Consider the following 23,329-nt stretch of genomic DNA (forward strand, 5'->3'; position numbering starts at 1 on the left):
GAGTGATTTCTGTCGGCATGACTCGCGTCGAAACGCGCTGTCATCCCGGGCGACCGTAGGGAGACCCGGGATCCATCCCGGGGCGGAAAGCGCGATGGAATGGATTCCGCATCTCCGCTTCGCTGCGTCGGGGCGGGGCGCGCGTCCACGGCCTGCGCAGTTCGTGCTTGCCTCTCGTGCGCTTTCGACATAAACATATCTTTATATCTTTTTCGCTCGTTTGGAGGTTGAGCGCTTGCGACAGCCGACCATGCTTTCATCCGACGTCCTGCTGGCTGGCCTGCGTGCAGCCGGCGAGGAGACGCGGCTGCGCATTTTGGCCTTGCTGTCGCAGGGCGAATTGTCGGTGTCGGATCTCACTGAAATCCTGGGCCAGTCGCAGCCGCGCATCTCGCGCCATCTCAAGCTTTTGACCGAGGCCGGTCTCCTGCGGCGTTCGCGCGAAGGGGCGTGGGCGTTCTTCCGGCTCGACGAGACCGGGCCCGGCGGCGCCTTTGCGGCGTCGATGGCCGCATGGCTCGATCCGTCCGACCGTGTTCTGGCGGCAGATCGCGAGCGGCTTGCCGGCGTGCGGGCCTCGCGAGCCGAGGTCGCACAAAGCTATTTCGCCAATGTCGCGCCTGACTGGGACCGCCTACGCTCGCTTCATGTGCCTGACGATGCCGTCGAGGCTGCCGTCGAGGCAGCGGTCGGCGAGGGCAAGCGCGGCGCACTGCTGGATCTCGGCACCGGAACGGGCCGCATGCTCGAGAAGATTGCTCCGGGCTTCTCGCGTGCCGTCGGCGTCGATGCCAACCATGCGATGCTTGCCGTCGCGCGCGCCAATCTCGAGAAGGTCGGGCTCTCTCGCGTCGAATTGCGCCAGGGCGACATCTATTCGCTGCCCTTCGAGCGCGGCGCCTTCGACCTCGTGGTGATCCACCAGGTCCTGCATTTCCTCGAGGACCCCGGCCGGGCCATTCGCGAGGCGACCGCCATGCTTGCGCCCGGTGGGCGCATGGTCGTGGTCGATTTCGCACCCCACGAGCTGGAATTCCTGCGGGCCGAGCAGGCGCATCGTCGCCTCGGTTTCAGTCGCGAGCAGATCGCCGGCTGGTTTACCGATGCGGGGCTGGCCTGCGACCTGGCCGAAGAGATCAAGGGCTCGGGCGGTGCGTCCGGCGAGCTCACCGTGATGCTGTGGCGCGGTCGAGACCGGCGCCAGGCTGCCGAACCGGCCCAGCGTCAACCCAGATTGGAGGTTGCCTGATGAACGCGTTTCGCCCCAGCCGGCACGGCTCGCGCCGTCCCCGCGTGTCGTTCGAGTTCTTTCCGCCCAAGACCGAGGAGATGGAGACCGCGCTCTGGGAGTGCGTGCGCCGGCTGGAGCCGCTCGCGCCGAACTTCGTCTCGGTGACCTATGGCGCCGGCGGATCGACACGCGAGCGCACCCACGCCACCGTCAAGCGCATGGTCGAGGAGACCGCGCTGAAGCCAGCTGCGCATCTGACCTGCGTATCCGCCTCGCGGGCCGAGGTCGACGAGGTCATCCGCGCCTATTGGGATGCCGGCGTGCGCCATGTCGTTGCCCTGCGCGGCGATCCCGCTGGCGGACTTGGCACGCCCTACGAGCCCCACCCCGATGGCTATCACCAGACCAGCGACCTGGTCGCGGGCCTCAGGCGGATCGGCGATTTCGAGGTGACGGTCTCGGCCTATCCGGAAAAGCACCCGGAGGCTGCGTCGCTCGATGCCGACATCGATGCGCTCAAGAAGAAGGTCGATGCCGGCGCGACGCGCGCCATCACCCAATTCTTCTTCGATAATGACGTCTATTTCCGCTATCTCGACAAGGTGCGCGCACGCGGCATCGACATCCCGATCCTGCCCGGCATCGTGCCCGTCCAGAACTTCAAGCAGACGGCCAATTTCGCTCGCAAGACCGGGGCGAGCGTACCGCAGTGGCTGGTCGACCGCTTCGAGGGGCTGGAGGACGATCCCGCGACCCGTCGGCTCGTGGCGGCGGCCGTCTGCGCCGAGCAGGCGCTGGACCTGATCGATCGCGGCGCTGGCGACCTGCATTTCTACACGATGAACAAGGCCGACCTCGTCTATGCGATCTGCCATCTCGTCGGGTTGAAGCCGGACCGGACGCAGGCGCAGGCCGTGGCTGCGGAGTAATTCGTCATTGCGAGCGAAGCGAAGCAATCCAGTTTTGCAGGGCGCCACGTCCCTGGATTGCTTCGTCGCTTCGCTCCTCGCAATGACGGTGAAGGCGCCCGGCGCCAGAAGATCTGAGACGAAAGCGTAACAATGTCAGAGTACAAGCCCACTCCCGTCGACGGCGCCGAGATCGAGCGCGCGCTGCGTCAGTCCGCTTCCGAGCGCATTCTCGTGCTCGACGGTGCGATGGGGACGCAGATCCAGAACCTGAAGCTCTCCGAGGCCGAGTTCCGGGGCGAGCGCTTCAAGGGCTGGAACCATGATCTCAAGGGCAATAACGACCTGCTGGTGCTGACCCAGCCGGAGGCTATCCGCGACATCCATCTCGCCTATTTCAATGCGGGCGCGGATATCGTCGAGACGAACACCTTCTCCTCGACCCAGATCGCCCAGGCCGATTACGGGATGGAGGCGCTGGCCTACGAGCTCAACGTCGCCTCGGCGAAGCTGGCCCGCGAGGCGGCCGAGATCGCGCGCAAGGGCGATGGCCGCCGCCGCTATGTCGCCGGCGCGATCGGTCCGACCAACCGCACGCTGTCGATCTCGCCCGACGTCAACAACCCCGGCTTCCGCGCCGTGTCCTTCGACCAGGTCCGCGAGTCCTACGCCGAGCAGGTGAGGGGTCTGATCGATGGCGGCTCGGAGCTGATCCTGGTCGAGACGATCTTCGACACGCTCAATGCCAAGGCCGCGATCGTCGCGATCGAGGACGTCTATCGCGAAAAGGGTTTGCGCCTGCCGGTGATGATCTCCGGCACGATCACGGACCTGTCGGGCCGCACGCTGTCAGGCCAGACCACCGAAGCCTTCTGGAACGCGATCCGGCATTCCAGCCCGATGACGGTCGGCCTCAATTGCGCGCTCGGCGCGCGCGAGATGCGCGCCCACATCAAGGACCTGTCGCGCGTCGCCGACACGCTGATCTGCGCCTATCCCAATGCCGGCCTGCCCAATGAATTCGGCATGTATGACGAGCGGCCTGAAGCGACTGCTGCGATGCTGGCCGAATTCGCTGATGCGGGGCTGGTGAACGTCGTCGGCGGCTGCTGCGGCACCACGCCCGACCATATCCGCGCCATAGCGCAGGCGGTTGCCGGCAAGGCGCCGCGGCAGGTGCCCGAGATCAAGCGCTATCTCAGGCTGGCCGGCCTCGAGCCCTTCACGCTCGACGAGACCATTCCCTTCGTCAATGTCGGTGAGCGCACCAACGTCACCGGCTCGGCCCGCTTCCGCAAGCTGGTGAAGGAGGGCGATTTCGCCGCGGCGCTCGACGTGGCGCGAGACCAGGTCGCCAATGGCGCGCAGGTCATCGACATCAACATGGACGAAGGCCTGCTGGATTCGCAGGCGGCGATGACCGAGTTCTGCAACCTGATCGCCTCTGAGCCCGATATTTCGCGGGTGCCGATCATGGTCGATTCCTCGAAGTTCAACGTCATCGAGGCTGGCCTGAAGACCATCCAGGGCAAGCCGATCGTCAACTCGATCTCGATGAAGGAGGGCGAGGCGGCCTTCCTTGAACATGCCCGCATCTGCCGTAATTACGGCGCGGCGGTTGTCGTCATGGCCTTCGACGAGACCGGACAGGCCGATACCTATGCGCGCAAGGTCGAGATCTGCACGCGCGCCTACAAGCTTCTGACGGAGGAGATCGGCTTCCCGCCCGAGGACATCATCTTCGATCCCAACATCTTCGCGGTCGCGACCGGCATCGAAGAACACGACAATTACGGCAACGATTTCATCGAGGCCACCAAGACCATCCGCGAGACCCTGCCGCACGCCCATATCTCGGGCGGCGTCTCGAACCTGTCGTTCTCGTTTCGCGGCAATGAAAAAGTCCGCGAGGCCATGCATTCGGTGTTTCTCTACCACTGCATCAAGGTCGGGATGGATATGGGAATCGTCAATGCGGGCCAGCTCGGCTCCTATGACGATCTCGACCCCGAGCTGCGCGAGCTCTGCGAGGATGTCGTTCTCAACCGGCGCAAGGATTCCACCGAGCGCCTGCTCGACGCCGCTCCGCGCTTCAAGGGCGACGGCTCGGTAGCGGTCTCGGCCAAGGATCTCGTCTGGCGCGACAACCCGGTCGAGAAGCGCCTCGAATACGCGCTGGTCAACGGCATCACTGCGTTTATCGACATCGATGTCGAGGAGGCCCGCGCCAAGGCCGACAAACCGCTGCACGTCATCGAGGGCCCGCTGATGGCCGGCATGAACGTGGTCGGCGACCTCTTCGGCGCCGGCAAGATGTTCCTGCCGCAGGTGGTGAAGTCGGCCCGCGTGATGAAGCAGGCGGTCGCCTACCTCATGCCCTTCATGGACGAGGAAAAGCGCCTGAACGGCGGTGGGGAGCGCTCGGCCGCCGGCAAGGTGCTGATGGCGACGGTGAAGGGCGATGTCCACGACATCGGCAAGAACATCGTCGGCGTCGTGCTCCAGTGCAACAACTACGAGGTCATCGACCTCGGCGTGATGGTGCCGACGCAGAAGATCCTGGACGTCGCCCGCAAGGAGAAGGTCGACATCATCGGGTTGTCCGGCCTGATCACGCCCTCGCTCGACGAGATGGTGACGGTCGCCTCCGAGATGGAGCGCGAGGGCTTTGCCATACCCCTGCTGATCGGCGGGGCGACGACCAGCCGCGTGCATACGGCGGTGAAGATCCACCCCGCCTACAGCCAGGGCCAGACCGTCTATGTCACCGACGCCTCGCGCGCGGTTGGCGTGGTGTCGAGCCTGCTCTCGCAGGACCAGAAGCCGGCCTATGTCGAGGGCATCCAGGCGGAGTACGCCAAGGTGTCGGCCGCGCATCGCCGCTCGGAGGCCGACAAGCAGCGGCTGCCGCTCGTCAAGGCCCGCGCCAACGCCTTCAAGCCGGATTGGTCGGATTACACGCCGCCCAAGCCGAGCTTCCTCGGCACGCGCGTGTTCCGCACCTATGACATCGCCGATCTCGTGCCGGTCATCGACTGGACGCCGTTCTTCCAGACCTGGGAGATGAAGGGGCGTTATCCCGCCATCCTGCAGGACGAGAAGCAGGGCGAGGCGGCGCGCGCTCTCTGGGACGATGCGCAGGCGATGCTGAAGCGCATCGTCGACGAGCGCTGGTTCAACCCCAAGGCTGTGATCGGCTTCTGGCCGGCCAATGCGGTGGGCGACGACATCCGCCTCTATACCGGCGAGAGCCGGCAGGAGAAACTCGCCACCTTCCATGGCCTGCGCCAGCAATTGTCCAAGCGCGACGGCAAGCCGAACATGTGCATCTCGGATTTCGTGGCGCCCGAAGGTATCGAGCGGCCCGATTATGTCGGCGCCTTCGTGGTCACGGCCGGTGCGGAAGAAGAGCGCATCTCGGAAAAGTTCGCGCGCGACAATGACGATTACCGCTCGATCATGGTCAAGGCCCTCGCCGACCGTTTCGCCGAGGCGATGGCCGAGCGCATGCACCAGCTCGTGCGCAAGGAGTTCTGGGGCTATGCGCCCGAGGAGGACCTGGCAAACGAAGATCTGATCCGCGAGGAATACCAGGGCATCCGGCCGGCTCCGGGCTATCCGGCCCAGCCCGACCATACGGAGAAGGACACCCTGTTCGAGCTGCTGCAGGCCGAGCGCCGTGTCGGCGTGAAGCTCACCGAGAGTTTTGCGATGTGGCCGGGCTCGTCGGTGTCGGGGCTCTACCTCTCGCACCCGGACGCCTACTATTTCGGCGTGGCCAAGGTCGAGCGCGATCAGGTCGAGGATTATGCGGCCCGCAAGGGCATGGCGATCCATGAGGTCGAGCGCTGGCTTGCGCCGATCCTGAACTACGATACGGCGGCCTATCGGCTCGAGGCGGCCGAGTAAGGCAGCCCGGCTTTCGCGTTTTTGCAGATACCACGGCCGGCCAACGCCCGGCCGTCATGCTTTGCAGTGTCACTGCCGACGTTGCTAAGCAGGCCGTCCGTTTCCTATAGGGATTGGGCCGCGCGCATTCGCACCTGCGGCTGATAAAGGTGACTGCAATGGCCGACGACGATTACGTTTATGACGAGGCGACCGGCGAGTGGATGCCCGCCTCGCAGGCGAAGGCTGCCGCCGACGCCGCCGCGCGTGTCGTCGTGCTCGATGCCGCCGGCAATGAGCTCGCCGATGGCGACTCCGTCGTGCTGGTCAAGGATCTCAAGGTGAAGGGCGCGGGCCAGACCCTGAAGCAGGGCACGGTGATCCGCACCATTCGCCTCACCGACAATCCCGAAGAGATCGATTGCCGGCATGAGACGATCAGGGGGCTCGTCCTGCGTACCGAATTCGTGCGCAAACGCTGAGCACCTCCGATGTCGCAGCCATTCACGATCCGGGCCGCCGAGCCCGGGGATATTGCGAGGGTCTCGGCCATCCGCATGGCTGTGACCGAGAATGTCCTGTCGGACCCGTCGAAGGTCTCGGCGGATGAGGTGGAATGGTATCGCTCGCAGGCGATCTTCCTCGTCGCCGAGGTGGCGGGTGAGGTCGTCGGCTTCACCTGCGCGAACCATCAGACGGGGCTGATCTGGGCGCTGTTCATGGACGCCGCCCATGAGGCACGCGGAATCGGTAGGGCGTTGCTCGACGAAGCGCTCATCGGGCTGAAGGCTGCGGGCCTGGTTCAGGCGCATCTCAGCACCGGTGCCGACACGCGCGCCGCGCGCTTCTATCGCGCGCATGGCTGGCGCGACATGGGGCTTGCCTTGGACGGGCAGCGGATGTTCGTCAAAGCGTTATCGTAAGCGCTGCAGGGAAGTTGCCGCGCCCCCAGGTTCTCCCAATGCCCAGACGGGCATGGATTGTCTGGCGCCAGCTTCAGGCAGTGCGAGCCGAGGCGGACTGCAACTGCGGCCTGACCCCCACGATACGATCGCCGATGGCCCCATCGAAGATCCTGACACGGCCGCGGCCTGCCGTTTTGGCGAGGAGGAGCGCAGCATCAGCTTCGGCGAAGAGCTTCGCCGGGTCGTCCCGATGCAGCGAGGTCATGACCGTCGCGCCGATCGAGACCGGCGCCTCGATCGAGGTGTTGTTCCAGTGCAAGGGACGTGACAGCAGTTGCCGAGCCGCGTTCAGGATCGATGTGAGCTGCGAGTGCCGGGACGGCAGGCTGAGCAGCACCGCGAATTCGTCGCCGCCGATACGGGCGACCAGTGTGGCATCGCCGAAAATGCGCCCGATGCGGGTCGATATCTGACGCAGGCACTCGTCGCCGGTGGTGCGGCCGAAGCGCTGGTTGATCACCTCAAGCCGGTCGAGATCGATCACGAGGAGCGCGGTCATACGGTCGCCGTCGATGATGGCATCACGGAAGGCGGCTTCGAAACCGAGCCGGTTGGCGAGACCGGTGAGCGGGTCGCGATGGGCGATGCCGGCGAGCGTATCCCACATCTGCTTTTCGGATGTGATGTCCTGCTTGCTGCCGAAAATGCGGATCGGGCGGCCGCAATCATAGGCGACGTTGGCAATCAGCCGCATCCATCGCAGTTCGCCGCCGGGCCTGTTGATGCGGGCTTTCAGACTGAAGCCGTGGCCCTGGCTGATTGCTGTGCCGCGCAGTTGCTGCATCAGGATGCGCGAGTCCTCCTGATATTGCTCGACAGTCGATTGTCGATGGAGGGTCGAGCCACGCGCCAGGCCAAACAGGTCGTAGACACCGTCCGTCCAGCTCAGGTCGTCAGTTGCAAAAGCGTATTCCCAGCCGCCGATATTGGCGATCTGCGCGGCCTGCTGATAGAGTCTCGTGGCATCCGCCGCGACCAACGTCCCGCTGCCCACGTTCTCGCAAGCCCCCCAAATTCCGCCGATCCGGTGGCCGGCCCGCGTGTTGGAATACCTAGGCGGGGAATGGTTAAGCGAACCTTGCCGCGCGCCTTTCGCGGGGCTGTTTATTCCCGCCGCAGCGCCTCGATCGGGTCGAGCCTGGCTGCCTGCCTGGCCGGGTAGAAGCCGAAGAAGACGCCGATCATCCCGGAGACGCCGACTGCGACCAGGATGGTCTCGAGCGAGACCACCGATGGCCAACCGGCTATCCGCGCGATGGCCAGGGCGGCCCCGACCCCGAGCGCGATCCCGACCGCGCCGCCGATCGTGGCCAGCGTCGTCGCCTCGATCAGGAACTGGGCCAGCACGTCGCGCTGGCGAGCGCCGACGGCCAGGCGCAACCCGATCTCGCGGGTCCGCTCGGTGACCGAGACCAGCATGATGTTCATGATGCCGATGCCGCCGACCAGCAGCGAGACGGCCGCCACAGCCGCCAGCAGCCAGGACAGCGTATTGGCCGCGGCCGTGGCCGTATTGGCGATCTCGGTGAGGTTGCGCACGACGAAATCGTCGTCCTGGTCCTCGGGCAGGCGGTGGCGCTGGCGCAGCAGGGCCGTGGTCTGGACGATGCCGGGCGCGATCGCGGCCTCGCTGGCGAATTTGACCATGATGGTCTGGACCGAGCGGTCCCTGGCATAGTTGCGGCCCACGATCCGGCGACGGCCGGTGTCGAGCGGCACGAAGATCACATCGTCCTGGTCCTGCCCGAGCGCCGACTGCCCCTTGGGCGCCATCACGCCGATGACCTTGAAGGGCACGTTGCGGATGCGGAAGCGTTGCTCCAGCGGATTGTCCTCACCGAACAGGTTGCGCGCCACCGTCTGGCCGATGATCGCGACGATCTCGCCGCGCCGCAGTTCCTCGGGGTCGAACAGGCGGCCCTCCACAACGTCCCACTCGCGCGCCGCGAAGAAGTCGAGATCGGTGGCCGTGATCGAGGTCGACCAGTTCGTGCCGGCATAGACAGCCTGCGCGCGCGTCGTCAGCACGGGCGCGGCCGCCACGACGTCGTCGACCTCCCGCTTGACTGCGCCGGCGTCCTCGTCGGTCAGGGTCGAGGAGGCGCCGGCTCCCAGCCGGACGCCGCCTTGCGTGACGTTGCCGGACTGGATGATGGCGAGGTTGGCGCCGAGCGACTTGATCTGCGCGTTGACGCGCTCTCGGGCCCCCGAACCGATCGCGACCATGGCGATGACGGCTGCGACGCCGATGATGATGCCGAGCATGGTCAGCGCAGAGCGCAGGGCATTTGCCCCGATGGCCGACAGCGCCGAGCGGATGGCTTCCCATATGCTCATGCGACAGGCTCCTGCTCGTGCTGGGCGGGAGTAGCGTCAAGCGCCAGCAGGGCGGCGCGGGCATTGGCGGGCTGCTGGCGCTGGTCGCTCAGGAGGTGGCCGTCGCGAAAGCGGATCACGCGGCGGGCATGGCGCGCCACTTCGGCGTCGTGCGTCACGAGTACGACCGTGACGCCCTCGCGGTTGAGATCCTGGAACAGGCCGAGGATCTCGAGGGCGGTGCGGCTGTCGAGCGCGCCTGTGGGCTCGTCGGCCAGCAGCAAGCGCGGCTCGTTGACCAGCGCACGCGCGATTGCGACGCGCTGCTGCTGCCCGCCCGAGAGCTGCATGGGGCGATGATGGGCGCGCTCCGCCAGCCCGACGCGGCCGAGCGCGGCAAGCGCGCGCTGGCGGCGGGTCTTGCGGTCCGTACCGGCATAGACCATCGGCAGCTCGACATTCGCACAGGCATCGACGCGCGGCAGCAGGTTGAACTGCTGGAAGACGAAGCCGAGCTTCCGGTTGCGGAGTTCCGCCAGCCCGTCGCCCGACAGCGTCTCCACCGCAACGCCATCGAGCCGGTAGTGCCCGCCTGTCGGCCGGTCGAGGCAGCCGATCAGGTTCATGAAGGTCGATTTTCCGGAGCCGGAGGGGCCCATCACCGCGACGAGTTCGCCGGCTTCGATCTCCAGCGAGACGCGGTCGAGCGCCGTGACGCGGCCGGAATCGAGGTCGTAGACGCGCGACAGGTCCTGGGCTTCGATCAGCGGCATGGTTTGCCCCCGCTACGGTTATTCTTGTCGGCCGATGAGCGTGCCATCGCCGTTAGAACAGCCGCGGCGTGCGCGAGCGCGCGCCGGGGCCGGCCGCGGGCGGGGCCGGGAGCGTGGTGATGCGCGGGCCGCCACCGATGATGACCGAGGCGCCCTCGGCGAGCTCGCCGGACAGGATCTCCGTAAACGCGCCGTCGGTGGGGCCGAGTATGACGGGGACCGCCTTTGGCTGGTTCTCGCCATCGAGCAGATAGACGCGGCCGGGGACGCCGCGCTGGGGTTGCGGCCTGGCTTCGCGCATGATCGCCTCGAATTTCGCGCGGCGCTCGGGATCGAAGACAGCGGCGATCTTCTCGACCATCTCGGCACCTGCCGCTCGGATTGTAGCGCGACGCTCTTCGGCTGGGAGGCTCGCCAACGCCTCGCGGCTGCTGGCCTCGCGACGCTGCCGGAAGAGATCGGCGATCGCCCGCTTCTGGTCTTGGGTGGGTTGCAACTCGGCGTCGATCCTCTCGCGCAGCACGGCGCGGGCGCGGGCGCCGCCTTCGCGATCGGCGGTTGGAGCCTCCGGAACCGGGGCAGCCGGACCAGCCGCCACGGTTGCGCCGACAGGGCGGAAGCGCAGCGCCGCGTTGGCGACACGCAGCACGTCCTGGCGGTCCTCGGTGACGACCTGGAGATTGGCGGTCATGCCGGGCAGCAGTGCCATGTCGCCATTCTGGACTCGGATCACGCCGGTATAGGTCACGACATTCTGGATCGTCTGCGCGCCGAGCCGCACCATCTCGACGCGGCCTTCAAAGGTGCGGCTGGGATAGGCGTTGACGGTGAACGACACGGCCTGCCCGGCCTTCAGCCGTCCGACATCGGCCTCGTCGATATTGGCGTAAATATCGATGACGCGCAGGTCCTGCGCGATCTGGAACAGGGTCGGCGTCGAGAGCGAGGCCGCGACGGTCTGGCCGAGATCGACCTGCCGCAGGACCACGACACCGTCGACGGGCGAGCGGATATCGGTGCGCTCCAGGTCGATCAGGATATCCCGGAGTTTGGCCTCGCGTTGCGAGATCAGCGCCTCGCCGGACTGGACCTGGCCCTGCGCCAGCAGGATGTCGGCATCGAGCCCGTTCAGCTCGGCGTTGGCCGAGGCGATTTGGGCTTCGCTGGAGGCAAGGGTCGCGACCTGCACATCGACCTGGGTGCGCGCGGTATCGAGGTTCTGCTGCGCGCCGGTCTTGCGGTTGAAGAGCTCGTTCTGGCGCTCGAATGTGCGCCTTGCGTCGGCAAGCTGGGCGGCTGTTCGGTCGCGCTGGGCCTCGATGTCCCGGATCGTCGAATTGGCCTTGATGCGGGTCGAGCGGGCGCGGTCGAGCTGGGCGCGCTTGACCATGAGGTCGGCGCGGGCCTGAGCGACGTCGGCCTGCGCCGCGTCGCGACGGGTCTTGATCTGGTCGCTGTTCAGCCGGGCGACGATCTGGCCGGCCTTCACCTTGGAATTGTAGTCGGCGAGGATCTCGACAATCTGGCCCGACAGCTGGGAGCCGACTAGCACGGTGGTCACCGGCGTCAGCGTGCCCGTGGCGCGCACGGCTGCCGTGATCTGACCGCGGTCGAGAACCGCCATGCGGTAGGGTGTCTCGTCGGCGGCGCCGCCGGTTGGACGCAGCGTCCAGTAGCCGGCGCCCAGCGCCAGCATCGCCAAGGCCGAACCGATCAGCAGCTTGCGCAAGGTAGTCCCCCGACAGGCGCAAGGCTGGTCAGCCGCGCGCGAAGCCAATTCATGCCAGAATACGAGCGCGGCGGCGAGTTAACTTAAGGCAATGTTGGCGATGGCCGGATCCACCTCGTTCCGTCATTGCGAGCGAAGCGAAGCAATCCAGGCAGACGTAGAGCTATGCCGTTCCTGGATTGTTTCGCTTCGCTCGCAATGACGGTGGTGGTCAGGCGACGCGGGCGCCCTGCGTCAGCGCCAGCAGGTCGCGCAATGTCGTGATCGTCGAGGCATCTGCGACGCCGTCGACCTTCTCGGGACGCCAATGGCGCTGGAAGGCGGCGACGACCGCTTCCAGCTTCTCGTCATAGATGCCGTCGACCGCGACGCCGTAGCCGAGCATGGCGAACATTGCCTGCAAAGCCTCGACGGGCTGGCCGCTCTCGCCGCGCGCAAAGAACCGCCCGCCACGGATCGGCTGGGCCTTGGTCCACAGGCCGACACCGCCCTCTGCGAAATGGCGCCACGGGAATTTCTCGCCGGGGTCGATCTTGCGGCCGGGCGCGATGTCGGAATGGGCCAGTACGCGCTCGGGGGGAATGCTCCAACGCTCGCAGATGTCGCGACAGAGATTCAGCGTGGCTGCGATCTGCTCTGGCGGGAAATCAGGCAAGCCGCCGGGATGGCCGGGATTGGCGATCTCGATGCCGATCGAGCAGGAGTTGATGTCGGTCTCGCCGGCCCAGTGCGAGGCGCCGGCGTGCCAAGCGCGGCGCTCTTCGGGCACGAGTTGCAGCGTGTGGCCGTTCTCGAAAACGAAGTAGTGCGAGGAGACCTGCGAGACCGGATTGCAGAGCCACTGCAGCGCCTCTCCGGCCACCGGCATGCCGGTGTAGTGAAGGATCAGCATGTCGGGGCGGCGGGGTGTGCCGTCGGCATTCCTGCGCTCGCCGTGGTTGGGCGAGGGGAAGATCTTAGCAGCGTATCGGCTGTCGGGTTCGAGGCGTGCGCTCATGCGGGCTCGCTGACCTGGCTCGTGGACAGGCCGCGCTCGCGCTCGATCTGGTCCCAGGCCGCATTGATCGTCGCCAGCCGCCGGGTGGCGATGGCCACCGCCTCCTCGGGCAGGCCGCGGGCGATCTCGCGGTCGGGATGGTTGTCCGCGACGAGGCGGCGATAGTGCTGCTTCAACGCGATGTCGTCCATTTCGCGCGTCGCGCCCAGCACGAGATAGGGGTCCTCGGGCCTGCGCATGTGGCGGGCTTCGATACGGGCGAAATCGCCCTCCTTGATTGAGAAGATCGAGGCGACCTCGCGCAGATAGGCGTGCTCGTCCTCATGGATCGCGCCATCCGCTGCCGCGATCAGGAAGAGCCCGTCGAGCACGTCCTCGAGCAAGGCGGGTTCATCGCGGAACGCTTCAGCGATCTGGCCCGCATAGGCCTCGAAGCCGGCGCTGGTCTGCTTGGCGAGGTCGAACAGGCTCTCGATATGAGCCTGCTCCTCGGGTGGCACAACGACGATGCGCTTGAAGGCGGCGACCTCGTCACGTGTGACGACTCCATCGGAGCGCGCCATCTTGGCGGCCAGGGCGACGAGGCCCGTGGTGAAGACGAGTTCGCGCGGAGCGGGGCCGAAGGGAGCGCCTTCGCGGTCGATCAGCACATGGCCCGCGACCGCGCCGACCAAAGCGCCGAGGGGGCCGCCGAGCGCCAGGCCGATGCCGCCGCCGCCCAGCGCGCCCCAGAATGACGAAACCATGATTCAGGCGACTCCCAGCTCGATCCAGAGTGCGAGCATAACGCGCCATTGCCGCACCCGACAGGGCGGCGAGACAGAAAGCCGCAGCGAAATGTCGAAATGAGGCTGCAATGGGGCGCAGCGTGAGCCGGTTTCGCAGCAGTCCAACGTCCGAATCATTGTTTCGCCGGCGCGATACCCGCCTGCCGCAACACTGAGCGAATACTTGAGTGAATAATATAGAATATCGAGTGGTGGAGAAGTGAATCCCTGCGTTGTGGTGAGGCTCAGGGTCAGATTCTCAACACATTTTGCCATCAATTCCATGGACCCCTCAGCCACGATCGGAATGAAGGGTCCTGTACACCATGCGATATACCTCCAGCGGCGGTGCTGCCGTGTTCGCGATTTGCCTGGCCGTATTGCAGTCCACCACACTGTCGGCGCAGGCTACTGTGATCAATGACGAGAACGACGCGCGGGCGTTCGCCGTCAGGGAGGCTGAGATCGCCCGCGAAAGAGCGTCAGGCAAAACCGCCACGGAATCCGTCGGCACGGAATCCGCTGCTCCAACCGCCAACGCCGGACCCGAGAAGGCTGCCAGGACGTCGCCCCGCGCTACCCGGGCGCTTGCTGCCCCGGCGGGATCGGACGGCCTGAAAGCCGTCGTCGCGCGCCATGCCGCGGCCAATGGCGTGCCGTTCGCGCTCGCCGATGCGGTGGTGCGGATCGAGAGCCGCTACAATCCCCGCGCCGCGAATGCCGGCAATTACGGCCTCATGCAGATCCGCCACCAGACGGCGAGGGGCATGGGCTATACCGGCGGGGCCGGCGGCCTGCTCGATGCCGAGACCAATGCCCGTTTCGGCATGAAATACCTGGCACAGGCCTATAAGCTCGCCGGCGGCGACACCTGCCGCACCATCATGAAATATCAGAGCGGCCACATGGCCAACCGCATGAGCGGCGCCAACCGGACCTATTGCGCAAAGGTGCGCACGATCTCAGCGCGCAGCTAGCAGTCCGCGCGGCTTGACGCGGCGCGCCCAAACGCGCACTAGCGCCCAGCCAGTCGGCCGGACGGCCGCTCCCGGGAGAACTCAGGTTCTTCTGGGGGAGGAAAGTCCGGGCTCCACGGAAACACGGTGCCGGATAACGTCCGGCGGGGGCGACCCCAGGGAAAGCGCCACAGAGATCTAACCGCCCTTGCAGCCTCGGCTGCGCGGGTAAGGGTGAAAAGGTGCGGTAAGAGCGCACCGCGGACCCGGCAACGGGGACGGCATGGCAAGCCCCACCGGGAGCAAAACCGAATAGGGACGATGCTTCTCGCGCAAGCGAGAGGGGGCCTGTTTCTGGGCCTGGTCGTCCGGGTTGGTTGCTCGAGGCGCGCAGCAATGTGCGTCCCAGAGGAATGGCCGTCGCGTCGGGGGAGCAATCTCCCGGCCATCCAAAACCCGGCTTACAGGCCGACTGGCACCTCTACCGTCGTCAATTCTGCTCCGGCGGACGCCTGACGCGAAGTTCTGCGCTTCCGGTGCTCACGGACCGACCTCCGCTCCGCTCCGGTTCTCGAACTCAACGCCATGCGCCTCGCCAGAGCGAACTTGCCAGCGGCAGAGGCCGTCACATGACGCGACCTGCTCAGGCGACCTTCAGGTCGACCGGGATGTTGCCGCGCGTCGCGTTCGAATACGGGCAGACGATGTGAGCCTTCTGGACGAGGTCCTCGACCACCGACCTCTCGACGCCGGGCACGGAGATCGTCAGCGTCACCGCGAGCCCGAAGCCGCCGCCGTCATCGCGCGGGCCGATGCCGACATCGGCCGAGACTTTCGCGTCCTCGGGGATCTTCACCTTCTCCTTGCCGGCGACGAATTTCAGCGCCCCGAGGAAGCAGGCCGAATAGCCCATGGAGAACAGCTGCTCCGGGTTGGTGCCATCGCCGCCGCTGCCGCCCATTTCCTTCGGGGTGTTCAGGACGACGCTGATGTTACCGGTGTCGGTTGCTGCATTGCCTTCGCGACCACCGGTGGCGGAACCATGCGCAGTATAAAGAATTTTCACGGGGATCTCCTTGCGATCAGTTGTCTCTGGGATCGGTTGTCTCGGGAACCTGCATCCTGCAAATAGATTGCGCACAATTAAATTGTCAATTATAAATTAACGTGTTCACGCGGATTTGACGGCCGGGGCGGCAGGGTGCGCCCGGGCCGTTGCGCGGTCCTGAATGATGGATAGTGAAGCGATGACAGAGACGAAGGTTCCCAAGGGAGCGTTCCCTAGGCTCGAGGAGCAGCTCTGCTTCGCGGTCTACCAGGCAGGTCATGCCTTCAACCGGATGTACCGTTCGGTGCTCGCGGATCTCGGCCTGACCTATCCGCAGTACCTTGTCATGCTTGTGCTGTGGGAGAATGACGGCCTGACCGTGAAGGCGCTGGGCGACCGGCTCATGCTCGATTCCGGGACGCTGACGCCGCTGCTGAAGCGGCTCGAGGGGGCAGGGGTCATCCGGCGCGAGCGCAGCCGCGAGGATGAGCGCCAGGTCATCGTTTCCCTCACCGAGGCCGGCAGTGCGCTGCGCGAGAAGGGACATTGCGTGCCCCAGGCCATGGGCTGCGTGATCGGCGACGAGGGTGGCCGCAATGCGAGGCTGCTCGCTGAGCTCGGAACGGTTCGCGATGCCCTGCTCAAGGGCGCGGACAAGGCCTGACGCCGAAAAGTTTTTTCACGGAATCTGCGGGTCTCACGGGCGTCCCGACGACCGTGAGCGCGGTGCGTGACCGCAAAATTCTGCCTGCTTACGGATACTTAACCTTAACGGGTTGTGATGCCGGCGAGAGCTTGCGCCGGTCGTCCGGCAATGGCGATTCCATTGACGCCCATACAGGCCCATGCTATCCCAAATCATCCCGTCGAAACCGGCAGGCGCTTATCAGATCAAGGTCCGTGTGCCGCGCGGATTTCGGTCTCGTGCCGTGCTTTGCCTGCTTCGGCGGGAGTTCCCGCAGCGCCAGGTTTTGCCGCCGGCTGCGCGTGCGCAGGGCAGGCCGGGAGGCGGCGTTGACGGACCGCTTCGTCTCGAACTTCACAAATCGGCTCGATGCCAAGGGGCGCGTCTCGATTCCGGCGAGCTTTCGCGGTGTCCTGGCAAAGGACGGCTACGAGGGTCTCTATGTGCACCAGGCGCTGGATCTCTCGGCGCTCGATGCCGGGGGCAACGCGCTGCGCCATACGATCGACGACATTCTCGCGCGTTTCTCCCCGTTCTCGGACGAGTGGGAGCTGCTCTCGACGGCCCTGAACGGCACCAGCGAAGTGCTCAAGATCGACCCGGAGGGACGGATCATGCTGAGCGAGGCGCTGAAGACCTACGCCGGGATCGGCGATTCCGTAACCTTCGTGGGCCATGGTCACAAATTCCAGATCTGGGAGCCCCAGCGCTTCCAGGCACATCTCGAGGCGGCGCGTTCGCGCCTGCGCGACGTCAAACGCACGCTGTCGCTCGCCTCGCCAGCAGGGACGGGCATGCCATGAGGGGGCGGCGCAGAGCCGATGATGACGGGGTCGTCGATACAGGCGCCCGCCATGTGCCCGTGCTGCTGGCCGAGGTGCTGCAGGCGCTCGCGCTCCAGCCCGGCGGTCGCTATCTCGACGGAACCTTCGGAGCCGGCGGCTATTCGCGCGCCATGCTCGAGGCGGCGCCCGAGACGACGCTGCTCGCCCTCGATCGCGACCCCTCCGCAATCACCGGGGGCGCCGCTCTCGTCGCGGAGATGGGCGGGCGGCTGACGCTGTCGCAGGCCTGCTTCGGCGAGCTCGGCGAGGAGGCCGAGCGCTTCAAGATGACGCCGCTCGACGGCGTGGTGCTGGATATCGGCGTCTCCTCGATGCAGATCGACGAGGCCGAGCGCGGCTTCTCCTTCCGCTTCGACGGGCCGCTCGACATGCGCATGGGCCGCGAGGGCCGCAGCGCCGCCGACCTCGTCAACGAGGCCGAGGAGGGCGTGCTCGCCAACATCATCTATCACTATGGCGAGGAGCGCCGCTCGCGCGCGGTTGCTCGGGCCATCATCGAGGCTCGCCGCAAGGCGCCGCTGACCACGACGAAGCAGCTGGCCGATCTCGTCGCCGGCATCGTGCGCGGCGAGCCGGGCGGCGCGCATCCGGCGACGCGGACGTTCCAGGCCCTGCGCATTGCCGTCAATGACGAACTCGGCGAACTCGTACGCGCGCTGCACAGCGCCGAGGCGGCGCTGAAGCCCGGCGGGCGGCTCGTGGTCGTGACCTTCCATTCGCTGGAAGACCGCATCGTCAAGCAGTTCATGGCCGGGCGTTCGGGCCGGGCGCCGACCGGCTCGCGCCATGCGCCCGCCATCAGCGTCGACGAGCCGACCTTCACGCTGGTGACCAAGGGCACGGTCAAGCCGTCAGAATCCGAGATGCGTGCCAATCCGCGCGCCCGCTCGGCGAAGCTGCGCGCTGTGTCGCGCACGCATGCGCCGGCCAGGCCCGTCGAGCCCGAGCTCGGCCTGCTTGCGAGCGTGCCTGATCCGCAGCCGAAACGGAGGCCCTGAGCATGATCAAGCTGCTCCATGTCATCGCGATCGGCGCGCTGGTCTCCTCGGCGGTCTATGCGTACTCGATCAAGTACGAGACGACGCTCGAGGCCGAGGCCCTGCAGAAGGTCAAGGCCAAGGCGCAGCGCGAGCGCGACGCCATCGCGGTGCTCAAGGCCGAGTACCAGTATCTCAACCGCCCCGATCGCGTGCAGTTTCTGACCGACCGCCATCTCGACCTGCAGCCCTTCTCGGTGACGCAGGTCGTGCGGGTCTCGGACATTCCCAAGCGTGGTCCCAAGGTCGACGCGATCGGTCGCAAGCTCGAGGATCTCGGGCTTGGTCTGCCGACGGAAACCCCGACAGACCGCAAGGCAAGCGGCGCCACGACGCCCGGAGGCCGGCCATGAGCGAGCAGTCCCACGCCGACGCCGTCGAGGGCGCGCAAGAGACAACACGCCGCGTGAGCCGGCTCGCCTGGCTGCGCGACGTCTTCCGGATGAGCGGCGAGAAGAGCCAGCCGCGCGTAGGCCTGGTTATTCTCGGCTTCTCGGCCCTGTTCATCGCGATCACCGGCCGGCTGGTGATGCTGGCGACGCTGCCCAACGAGCAGGTAGGCCTGCGCCGCGCGACCGCGACCGCAACCTCGGCGGCCCGTCCCGACATCGTCGACCGTAACGGCGAGGTCATGGCCACCGACATCCGCACGGTCTCGGTCTTTGCCGAGCCGCGCAAGATCCTGGACAAGGATGAGGCGACCGAGCTCCTGACCGCCGTCCTGCCCGATCTCGACGCGAAGGATCTGCGCGATCGGCTGGGGACCAAGAAGGGCTTCACCTGGGTCAAGCGCGAGATCACGCCGAAGCAGCAGGCCGAGGTACACCGGCTTGGCATTCCCGGCGTCGGATTCGTGCCCGAGAACAAGCGCGTCTACCCCAATGGCACGGCCGCCGCCCATGTGCTGGGCTTCGCCAATATCGACAATGTCGGCATCGCCGGCATCGAGAAGTACATCGACACGCAGGGTCTCCAGGACCTGAACGGAGCCGGTTTCGCGACGCAGGCCTCTGACCTCAAGCCGATGCAGCTCTCGATCGACCTGCGCGCCCAGCATGCGCTGCGTGACGAACTCGCCAAGGGCCTGGAGCGTTTCAAGGCGATTGCGGCGGCTGGCGCCATCATGGACGTCAACACCGGCGAGCTGCTGGCGCTGGTCTCGTTGCCCGACTTCGATCCCGGCAATCCCGTCGATGCGCTGGAGAAGGACCGGATCAACCGGATGAGCGTCGGCGTCTACGAGATGGGCTCGACCTTCAAGGCGCTGACCATCGCGATGGCGCTCGATTCCGGCAAGGTCAACATCAATTCCAGCTTTTCGACCGCCGGCGGCATGATGCGGTTCGGCCGTCAGGTCATCAAGGAATACCACGGCACCGGTCGCAACCTGACCGTGCCGGAGGTCTTCCTGCATTCGTCGAACATGGGCTCGATCAAGATGGCGCTGGCCGTCGGCGTCGAGGGCCACAAGGCCTTCCTCAGGAAGATGATGCAGCTCGACCGGATGACAACCGAGCTGCCCGAAAGCGCAGCCCCGATCGTTCCCGGTCGCTGGGGCGAGATCAACACCGCGACCATCGCTTTCGGTCACGGGCTTGCGGTCGCACCGTTGCAGGCGATGGCGGCGGTGGCGGCGCTGGTGAATGGCGGCACTCTGATCACGCCGACCTTCCTCAAGCGATCCGAGGCCGACGCCAAGAAGAACGGCATCCGCGTGATCAAGCCGGAGACCTCGGAGGCGATGCGCTTCATCATGCGCCTCAACGGCGAGAAGGGCTCTGCCCGCAAGGCCGATGTCGCGGGCTATTTCGTCGGCGGCAAGACCGGCACGGCCGAGAAGGTCATCAACGGCCGCTACGCCAAGAACCGCAACTTCACGACTTTCACGGCGATCGCCCCCTCCGACAAGCCGAAATACCTGTTCCTGGCGATCTATGACGAGCCGAAGGGCTATGCCGAAAGCGGCGGCTACTCGACGGCGGCCTGGAATGCGGGCATCACGACCGGCAAGGTGATCGAGCGCGTCGCTCCGATCCTGGGCCTTCCGCCGCGCTTCGAACCGCCGGTGGCGCCGTTCCCGCTGATGGCGCGGCTCGGCGCCTGGGGCACGCGCTGAGGGCGGCCATGGACGGCGCGGGCTCCCTTCCGACGCCTGTCCGGCAATGGCTCAGGCGCGATGCCCGGACCCCGACCTCACTCGGCGGGATCAAAGTGCAGTCGCCCGAATCAGCTAAGCTCACGATCGAGCCCCAGGATGCGGGCCCAGGCGACGCTGAAACATAAGGTCTGACGTAACGATGGCGTCCTTCTCCCTCGGCCAACTCTTCCCCGGGGCCTTTCTCGAGCCGGCGCCGCCCGACGTCACTGGCGTCGCTTTCGACAGCCGCAAGGTCTCCCCGGGCGAGGTCTTCGTAGCGCTCGCCGGCGCAAAGGCAGATGGCGGGCGCTTTATCGCCGATGCCGTGGCGCGCGGGGCGGTTGCGATCGTCTCCGGCCTGCCGCGTCCCGCCGATCTGGACTCGGGCATCGCCTTCGCCGAGGTCGGCGATCCGCGCCTCGCGCTGGCGCAGGCGGCCGCGACCGTTCATCCGCGCCAGCCCCGCACGATCGTCGCGGTGACCGGAACCAGCGGCAAATCATCGGTCGCGGATTTCACGCGCCAGATCTTCCAGAGGCTCGGCCACGAGTCGGCGAGCCTCGGCACCATCGGCGTGGTGACGGCCAAGGGGGCCGACTACGGATCGCTGACGACGCCGGACCCGCTCTCGCTGCACGCCTCGCTCGACCGCCTTGCCGGCGACGGGATCACGCATCTGGCGATGGAAGCCTCGTCCCATGGGCTCGACCAACGCCGTCTCGACGGAGTGCGACTGAGCGCAGGCGCCTTTCTCAACCTCGGCCACGACCACATGGACTACCATCCGACAGTCCAGGACTACCTGACCGCCAAGCTCAGACTCTGGTCGCTGCTGCCGCAGGGCGCGCCGGTGGTGATCAATCGCGACGAGGCCTTTGCCAGCGAGGCCGCCAACGCTGCCAAGGCCGGCGGCCATCCACTGATCGGGATCGGACGCAAGGGCGAGACCGTCACGCTGCTCGATAGTGTCCGCGAGGGCTTTTCGCAGCGCCTCAAGCTGCGCGTCGACGGGCGTGAACAGGACGTGACACTGCCTCTGGTCGGCGACTTCATGGCCGGCAATGCGCTGGTTGCGGCTGCGTTGGCTGTCGCGACAGGCGAGGATGCGGGTGCGGCGATCGAGGCAATCTCGGGCCTCACCGGCGTCGCCGGCCGGCTGGAGCGCGTCGGCGAGATCAATGGCGGGCTCGTCGTCGTCGACTACGCCCACAAACCAGATGCGCTGGCGGCCGTGCTGTCGACGTTGCGCGGCTATGCCACCGGTCGGCTGATCTGTGTCTTCGGTTGCGGCGGCGATCGCGACAAGGGCAAGCGCCCCCTGATGGGGCGGATCGCGGCCCAGCAGGCGGACATCGCAATCGTCACCGACGACAACCCGCGCAGCGAGGACCCGGCCACGATCCGGGCCGAGATCATGGCGGCTTCCAAGCGGCTCCAGGAGATCGGCGATCGCGAGGCGGCCATCCGGCACGCGGTCAAACTGCTGGCGCCAGGCGATTTGCTGGTCGTCGCCGGAAAAGGCCATGAAACCGGCCAGATCCTGGGCGACCGGACGCTTCCCTTTTCCGATCATGACGTCGTCCGCGCGGCGATAGCGGAGTTTGCCTGATGAGCGCGCCTCTCTGGAGCGGTGAGCAACTGGTTGCGGCGCTGGGCGCGCGCGGGGAGGGTGCGATTCCGGCAGCCGTCAGCGGCGCTTCGATCGACACCCGCTCGATCGAGCCGGGAGACGCCTTTTTCGCCATCACGGGCGAGGCCCGCGACGGGCATGATTTCGTCGCAGGCGCCTTCCAGAAGGGCGCGGCGCTGGCGGTCGTCGACGAGGCGCATGCGAGACAGTTCGCCGGGACCGGCCCTCTGGCCGTGGTGCCCGATGTGCTGCGCGCGATGGAGCGCGCGGGCGCGGCACGCCGGGCGGAGCTGAAAGCCGGAATCGTCGCGGTCACCGGTTCCGTCGGCAAGACCGGCACCAAGGAGGCCCTGCGGCTGGTGCTGTCGCGGCAGGGCAAGACCCATGCGCCTGTCGCCTCCTACAACAACCACTGGGGCGTACCCCTGACCTTGTGCCGCACGCCTCGCGACGTGGCATACGGCGTCTACGAGATCGGGATGAGCAACCCCGGAGAGATCCTGCCACTGGCCAAGCTGGTACGGCCGCAGGTCGCCATCATCACCACGATCCAGCCGGTCCATCTCGCAGCGTTCAACTCGCTCGAGGGTATCGCCGAGGAGAAGGCCGGCGTGTTCTGGGAGCTCGAGCCCGGCGGCACCGCCATCATCAACGCCGACATCGCTCAGGCCGACCTGCTGCGCCGCCTGGCCGAAAGCGGACCTGCCGGGCGGGTGATCAGCTTCGGCGAGAGCCTGGGCGCCGATGTCAGATTGTTGTCCTGCGCCCTGAGACCCGATGTCTCGACGGTCGATGCCGTGGTGATGGGGCAGCGCGTGACCTATCGCATCGGCAGCCCCGGCAAGCATATCGTGCTGAATTCGCTCGGCGTTCTCGCCGTGGTGCATGCGCTCGGGGCCGATCTGGCGCTGGCTGCGCTGGCGCTGGGCGACCTCAAGCCGCCTGCCGGTCGAGGTGCCAGCCAGACGCTGCAGGCGCCGGCCGGTCCGTTCACGCTGATCGACGAGAGCTACAACGGCAACCCCGCCTCGATGCGCGCCGCGATCGAGAATCTCGGCCGCATCCCGGTCTCGGGTCGGGGCCGACGCATCGCTGTGCTGGGCGACATGCTGGAGCTCGGACCCACCGGTCCGGACCTGCACAAGGGCCTGGCCGAAGCCGTCGAGCTCAACGGCGTGGACCAGGTCTTCGCCTGCGGGCCGCTGATGCGCGGGCTCTATGACAGCTTGCCATCTGCGGTGAGAGGGGCTTATGCGGGCGAGGCGAGCGGACTGGAGCCGCTCGTGCTCGATGCGATCAGGGCCGGCGACGTTGTCACGGTCAAAGGGTCGCTCGGTTCGCGCATGGGGCCGATCGTCAAGGCGATCATGGCGCGCTTCCCATCCGTGCCGACCGACGACTGAGAACGAAAGACACC

Annotated in this window: 21 protein-coding genes and 1 other RNA gene; 14 read left to right on the top strand and 8 right to left on the bottom strand. The window is 66.6% G+C overall.

Annotation, left to right across the window (positions count from 1 at the left end):
• Positions 1–250: 250 nt before the first annotated feature.
• The 5 genes from AC1D2L_RS06640 to AC1D2L_RS06660 all read left to right on the top strand — a co-directional run bounded on the left by AC1D2L_RS06640 (position 251) and on the right by AC1D2L_RS06660 (position 6,950).
• Entirely contained in the window at positions 251–1,249 is a 999-nt protein-coding gene (locus AC1D2L_RS06640) for an ArsR/SmtB family transcription factor (protein ID WP_476845042.1), read from the top strand.
• Positions 1,249–2,160 carry a methylenetetrahydrofolate reductase [NAD(P)H] gene (gene metF / locus AC1D2L_RS06645; protein WP_476845043.1) on the top strand — a complete coding sequence of 304 codons (912 nt, stop codon included), beginning with the start codon at positions 1,249–1,251 and terminating at the stop codon, positions 2,158–2,160. Before AC1D2L_RS06640 ends, metF begins: the two co-directional genes overlap by 1 nt.
• Before the next feature lie 132 nt (positions 2,161–2,292).
• Positions 2,293–6,048, top strand: coding sequence for a methionine synthase (gene metH, locus AC1D2L_RS06650; RefSeq protein ID WP_476845044.1), 3,756 nt, complete (start codon positions 2,293–2,295; stop codon positions 6,046–6,048).
• 158 nt (positions 6,049–6,206) lie between these two features.
• The gene (locus AC1D2L_RS06655; RefSeq protein WP_476845045.1) at positions 6,207–6,509 is read left to right on the top strand and encodes an alkylphosphonate utilization protein; all 303 of its coding nucleotides are present in this window, start codon (positions 6,207–6,209) and stop codon (positions 6,507–6,509) included.
• Between the two features lie 9 nt (positions 6,510–6,518).
• Positions 6,519–6,950, top strand: coding sequence for an N-acetyltransferase family protein (locus AC1D2L_RS06660; protein WP_476845046.1), 432 nt, complete (start codon positions 6,519–6,521; stop codon positions 6,948–6,950).
• 73 nt (positions 6,951–7,023) lie between these two features.
• On the opposite strand, the gene AC1D2L_RS06665 is transcribed toward AC1D2L_RS06660, so the two are convergent.
• The 7 genes from AC1D2L_RS06665 to AC1D2L_RS06695 form a co-directional block, all read right to left on the bottom strand.
• Positions 7,024–7,986, bottom strand: coding sequence for a diguanylate cyclase domain-containing protein (locus tag AC1D2L_RS06665; RefSeq protein WP_476845047.1), 963 nt, complete (start codon positions 7,984–7,986; stop codon positions 7,024–7,026).
• A gap of 110 nt (positions 7,987–8,096) precedes the next feature.
• A complete protein-coding gene (locus AC1D2L_RS06670; RefSeq protein ID WP_476845048.1) occupies positions 8,097–9,329 on the bottom strand; it encodes an ABC transporter permease in 1,233 nt (410 codons plus the stop codon).
• Positions 9,326–10,081 (bottom strand): ABC transporter ATP-binding protein, encoded by a 756-nt coding sequence (locus AC1D2L_RS06675; RefSeq protein ID WP_476845049.1) that lies wholly within the window; start codon positions 10,079–10,081, stop codon positions 9,326–9,328. The genes AC1D2L_RS06670 and AC1D2L_RS06675 overlap by 4 nt, the downstream gene beginning before the upstream one ends.
• Positions 10,082–10,133: 52 nt before the next feature.
• Positions 10,134–11,810, bottom strand: coding sequence for an efflux RND transporter periplasmic adaptor subunit (locus tag AC1D2L_RS06680; RefSeq protein WP_476845050.1), 1,677 nt, complete (start codon positions 11,808–11,810; stop codon positions 10,134–10,136).
• A 211-nt stretch (positions 11,811–12,021) separates the two neighbouring features.
• Positions 12,022–12,807, bottom strand: coding sequence for an N-acetylmuramoyl-L-alanine amidase (locus AC1D2L_RS06685; RefSeq protein ID WP_476845051.1), 786 nt, complete (start codon positions 12,805–12,807; stop codon positions 12,022–12,024).
• A complete protein-coding gene (locus AC1D2L_RS06690; protein ID WP_476845052.1) occupies positions 12,804–13,553 on the bottom strand; it encodes a TerB family tellurite resistance protein in 750 nt (249 codons plus the stop codon). Before AC1D2L_RS06690 ends, AC1D2L_RS06685 begins: the two co-directional genes overlap by 4 nt.
• Positions 13,554–13,556: 3 nt before the next feature.
• Positions 13,557–13,859 carry a hypothetical protein gene (locus AC1D2L_RS06695; RefSeq protein ID WP_476845053.1) on the bottom strand — a complete coding sequence of 101 codons (303 nt, stop codon included), beginning with the start codon at positions 13,857–13,859 and terminating at the stop codon, positions 13,557–13,559.
• Between the two features lie 41 nt (positions 13,860–13,900).
• Here AC1D2L_RS06695 and AC1D2L_RS06700 point away from each other — a divergent pair, with 41 nt between their 5' ends.
• Positions 13,901–14,551 carry a transglycosylase SLT domain-containing protein gene (locus tag AC1D2L_RS06700; protein WP_476845054.1) on the top strand — a complete coding sequence of 217 codons (651 nt, stop codon included), beginning with the start codon at positions 13,901–13,903 and terminating at the stop codon, positions 14,549–14,551.
• A 49-nt stretch (positions 14,552–14,600) separates the two neighbouring features.
• Positions 14,601–15,010: RNase P RNA component class A (rnpB, locus tag AC1D2L_RS06705), an RNA gene on the top strand.
• Positions 15,011–15,173: 163 nt separating this feature from the next.
• On the opposite strand, the gene AC1D2L_RS06710 is transcribed toward rnpB, so the two are convergent.
• Positions 15,174–15,596, bottom strand: a complete 423-nt coding sequence (locus AC1D2L_RS06710) for an organic hydroperoxide resistance protein (RefSeq protein WP_476845055.1) — start codon at positions 15,594–15,596, stop codon at positions 15,174–15,176.
• A gap of 181 nt (positions 15,597–15,777) precedes the next feature.
• Between AC1D2L_RS06710 and AC1D2L_RS06715 the strand changes: the two genes are divergently transcribed.
• The 7 genes from AC1D2L_RS06715 to AC1D2L_RS06745 all read left to right on the top strand — a co-directional run bounded on the left by AC1D2L_RS06715 (position 15,778) and on the right by AC1D2L_RS06745 (position 23,315).
• Entirely contained in the window at positions 15,778–16,242 is a 465-nt protein-coding gene (locus tag AC1D2L_RS06715) for a MarR family winged helix-turn-helix transcriptional regulator (RefSeq protein WP_476845056.1), read from the top strand.
• A 350-nt stretch (positions 16,243–16,592) separates the two neighbouring features.
• On the top strand, positions 16,593–17,066 hold the full coding sequence (locus tag AC1D2L_RS06720; RefSeq protein ID WP_476845057.1) for a division/cell wall cluster transcriptional repressor MraZ: 474 nt from the start codon (positions 16,593–16,595) through the stop codon (positions 17,064–17,066).
• Positions 17,063–18,106: a 16S rRNA (cytosine(1402)-N(4))-methyltransferase RsmH gene (gene rsmH / locus AC1D2L_RS06725; RefSeq protein WP_476845058.1), complete on the top strand. Its 1,044-nt coding sequence runs from the start codon at positions 17,063–17,065 to the stop codon at positions 18,104–18,106. The genes AC1D2L_RS06720 and rsmH overlap by 4 nt, the downstream gene beginning before the upstream one ends.
• A gap of 2 nt (positions 18,107–18,108) precedes the next feature.
• Positions 18,109–18,498 (top strand): cell division protein FtsL, encoded by a 390-nt coding sequence (gene ftsL / locus AC1D2L_RS06730; RefSeq protein ID WP_476845059.1) that lies wholly within the window; start codon positions 18,109–18,111, stop codon positions 18,496–18,498.
• Positions 18,495–20,261, top strand: a complete 1,767-nt coding sequence (locus AC1D2L_RS06735; protein ID WP_476845060.1) for a peptidoglycan D,D-transpeptidase FtsI family protein — start codon at positions 18,495–18,497, stop codon at positions 20,259–20,261. Before ftsL ends, AC1D2L_RS06735 begins: the two co-directional genes overlap by 4 nt.
• A 181-nt stretch (positions 20,262–20,442) precedes the next feature.
• Positions 20,443–21,891 carry a UDP-N-acetylmuramoyl-L-alanyl-D-glutamate--2,6-diaminopimelate ligase gene (locus AC1D2L_RS06740; RefSeq protein WP_476845061.1) on the top strand — a complete coding sequence of 483 codons (1,449 nt, stop codon included), beginning with the start codon at positions 20,443–20,445 and terminating at the stop codon, positions 21,889–21,891.
• Positions 21,888–23,315, top strand: coding sequence for a UDP-N-acetylmuramoylalanyl-D-glutamyl-2,6-diaminopimelate--D-alanyl-D-alanine ligase (locus AC1D2L_RS06745; RefSeq protein WP_476845225.1), 1,428 nt, complete (start codon positions 21,888–21,890; stop codon positions 23,313–23,315). Before AC1D2L_RS06740 ends, AC1D2L_RS06745 begins: the two co-directional genes overlap by 4 nt.
• Positions 23,316–23,329: the final 14 nt, after the last annotated feature.

This window comes from Allobosea sp. P1_B10 (genome assembly GCF_056406735.1).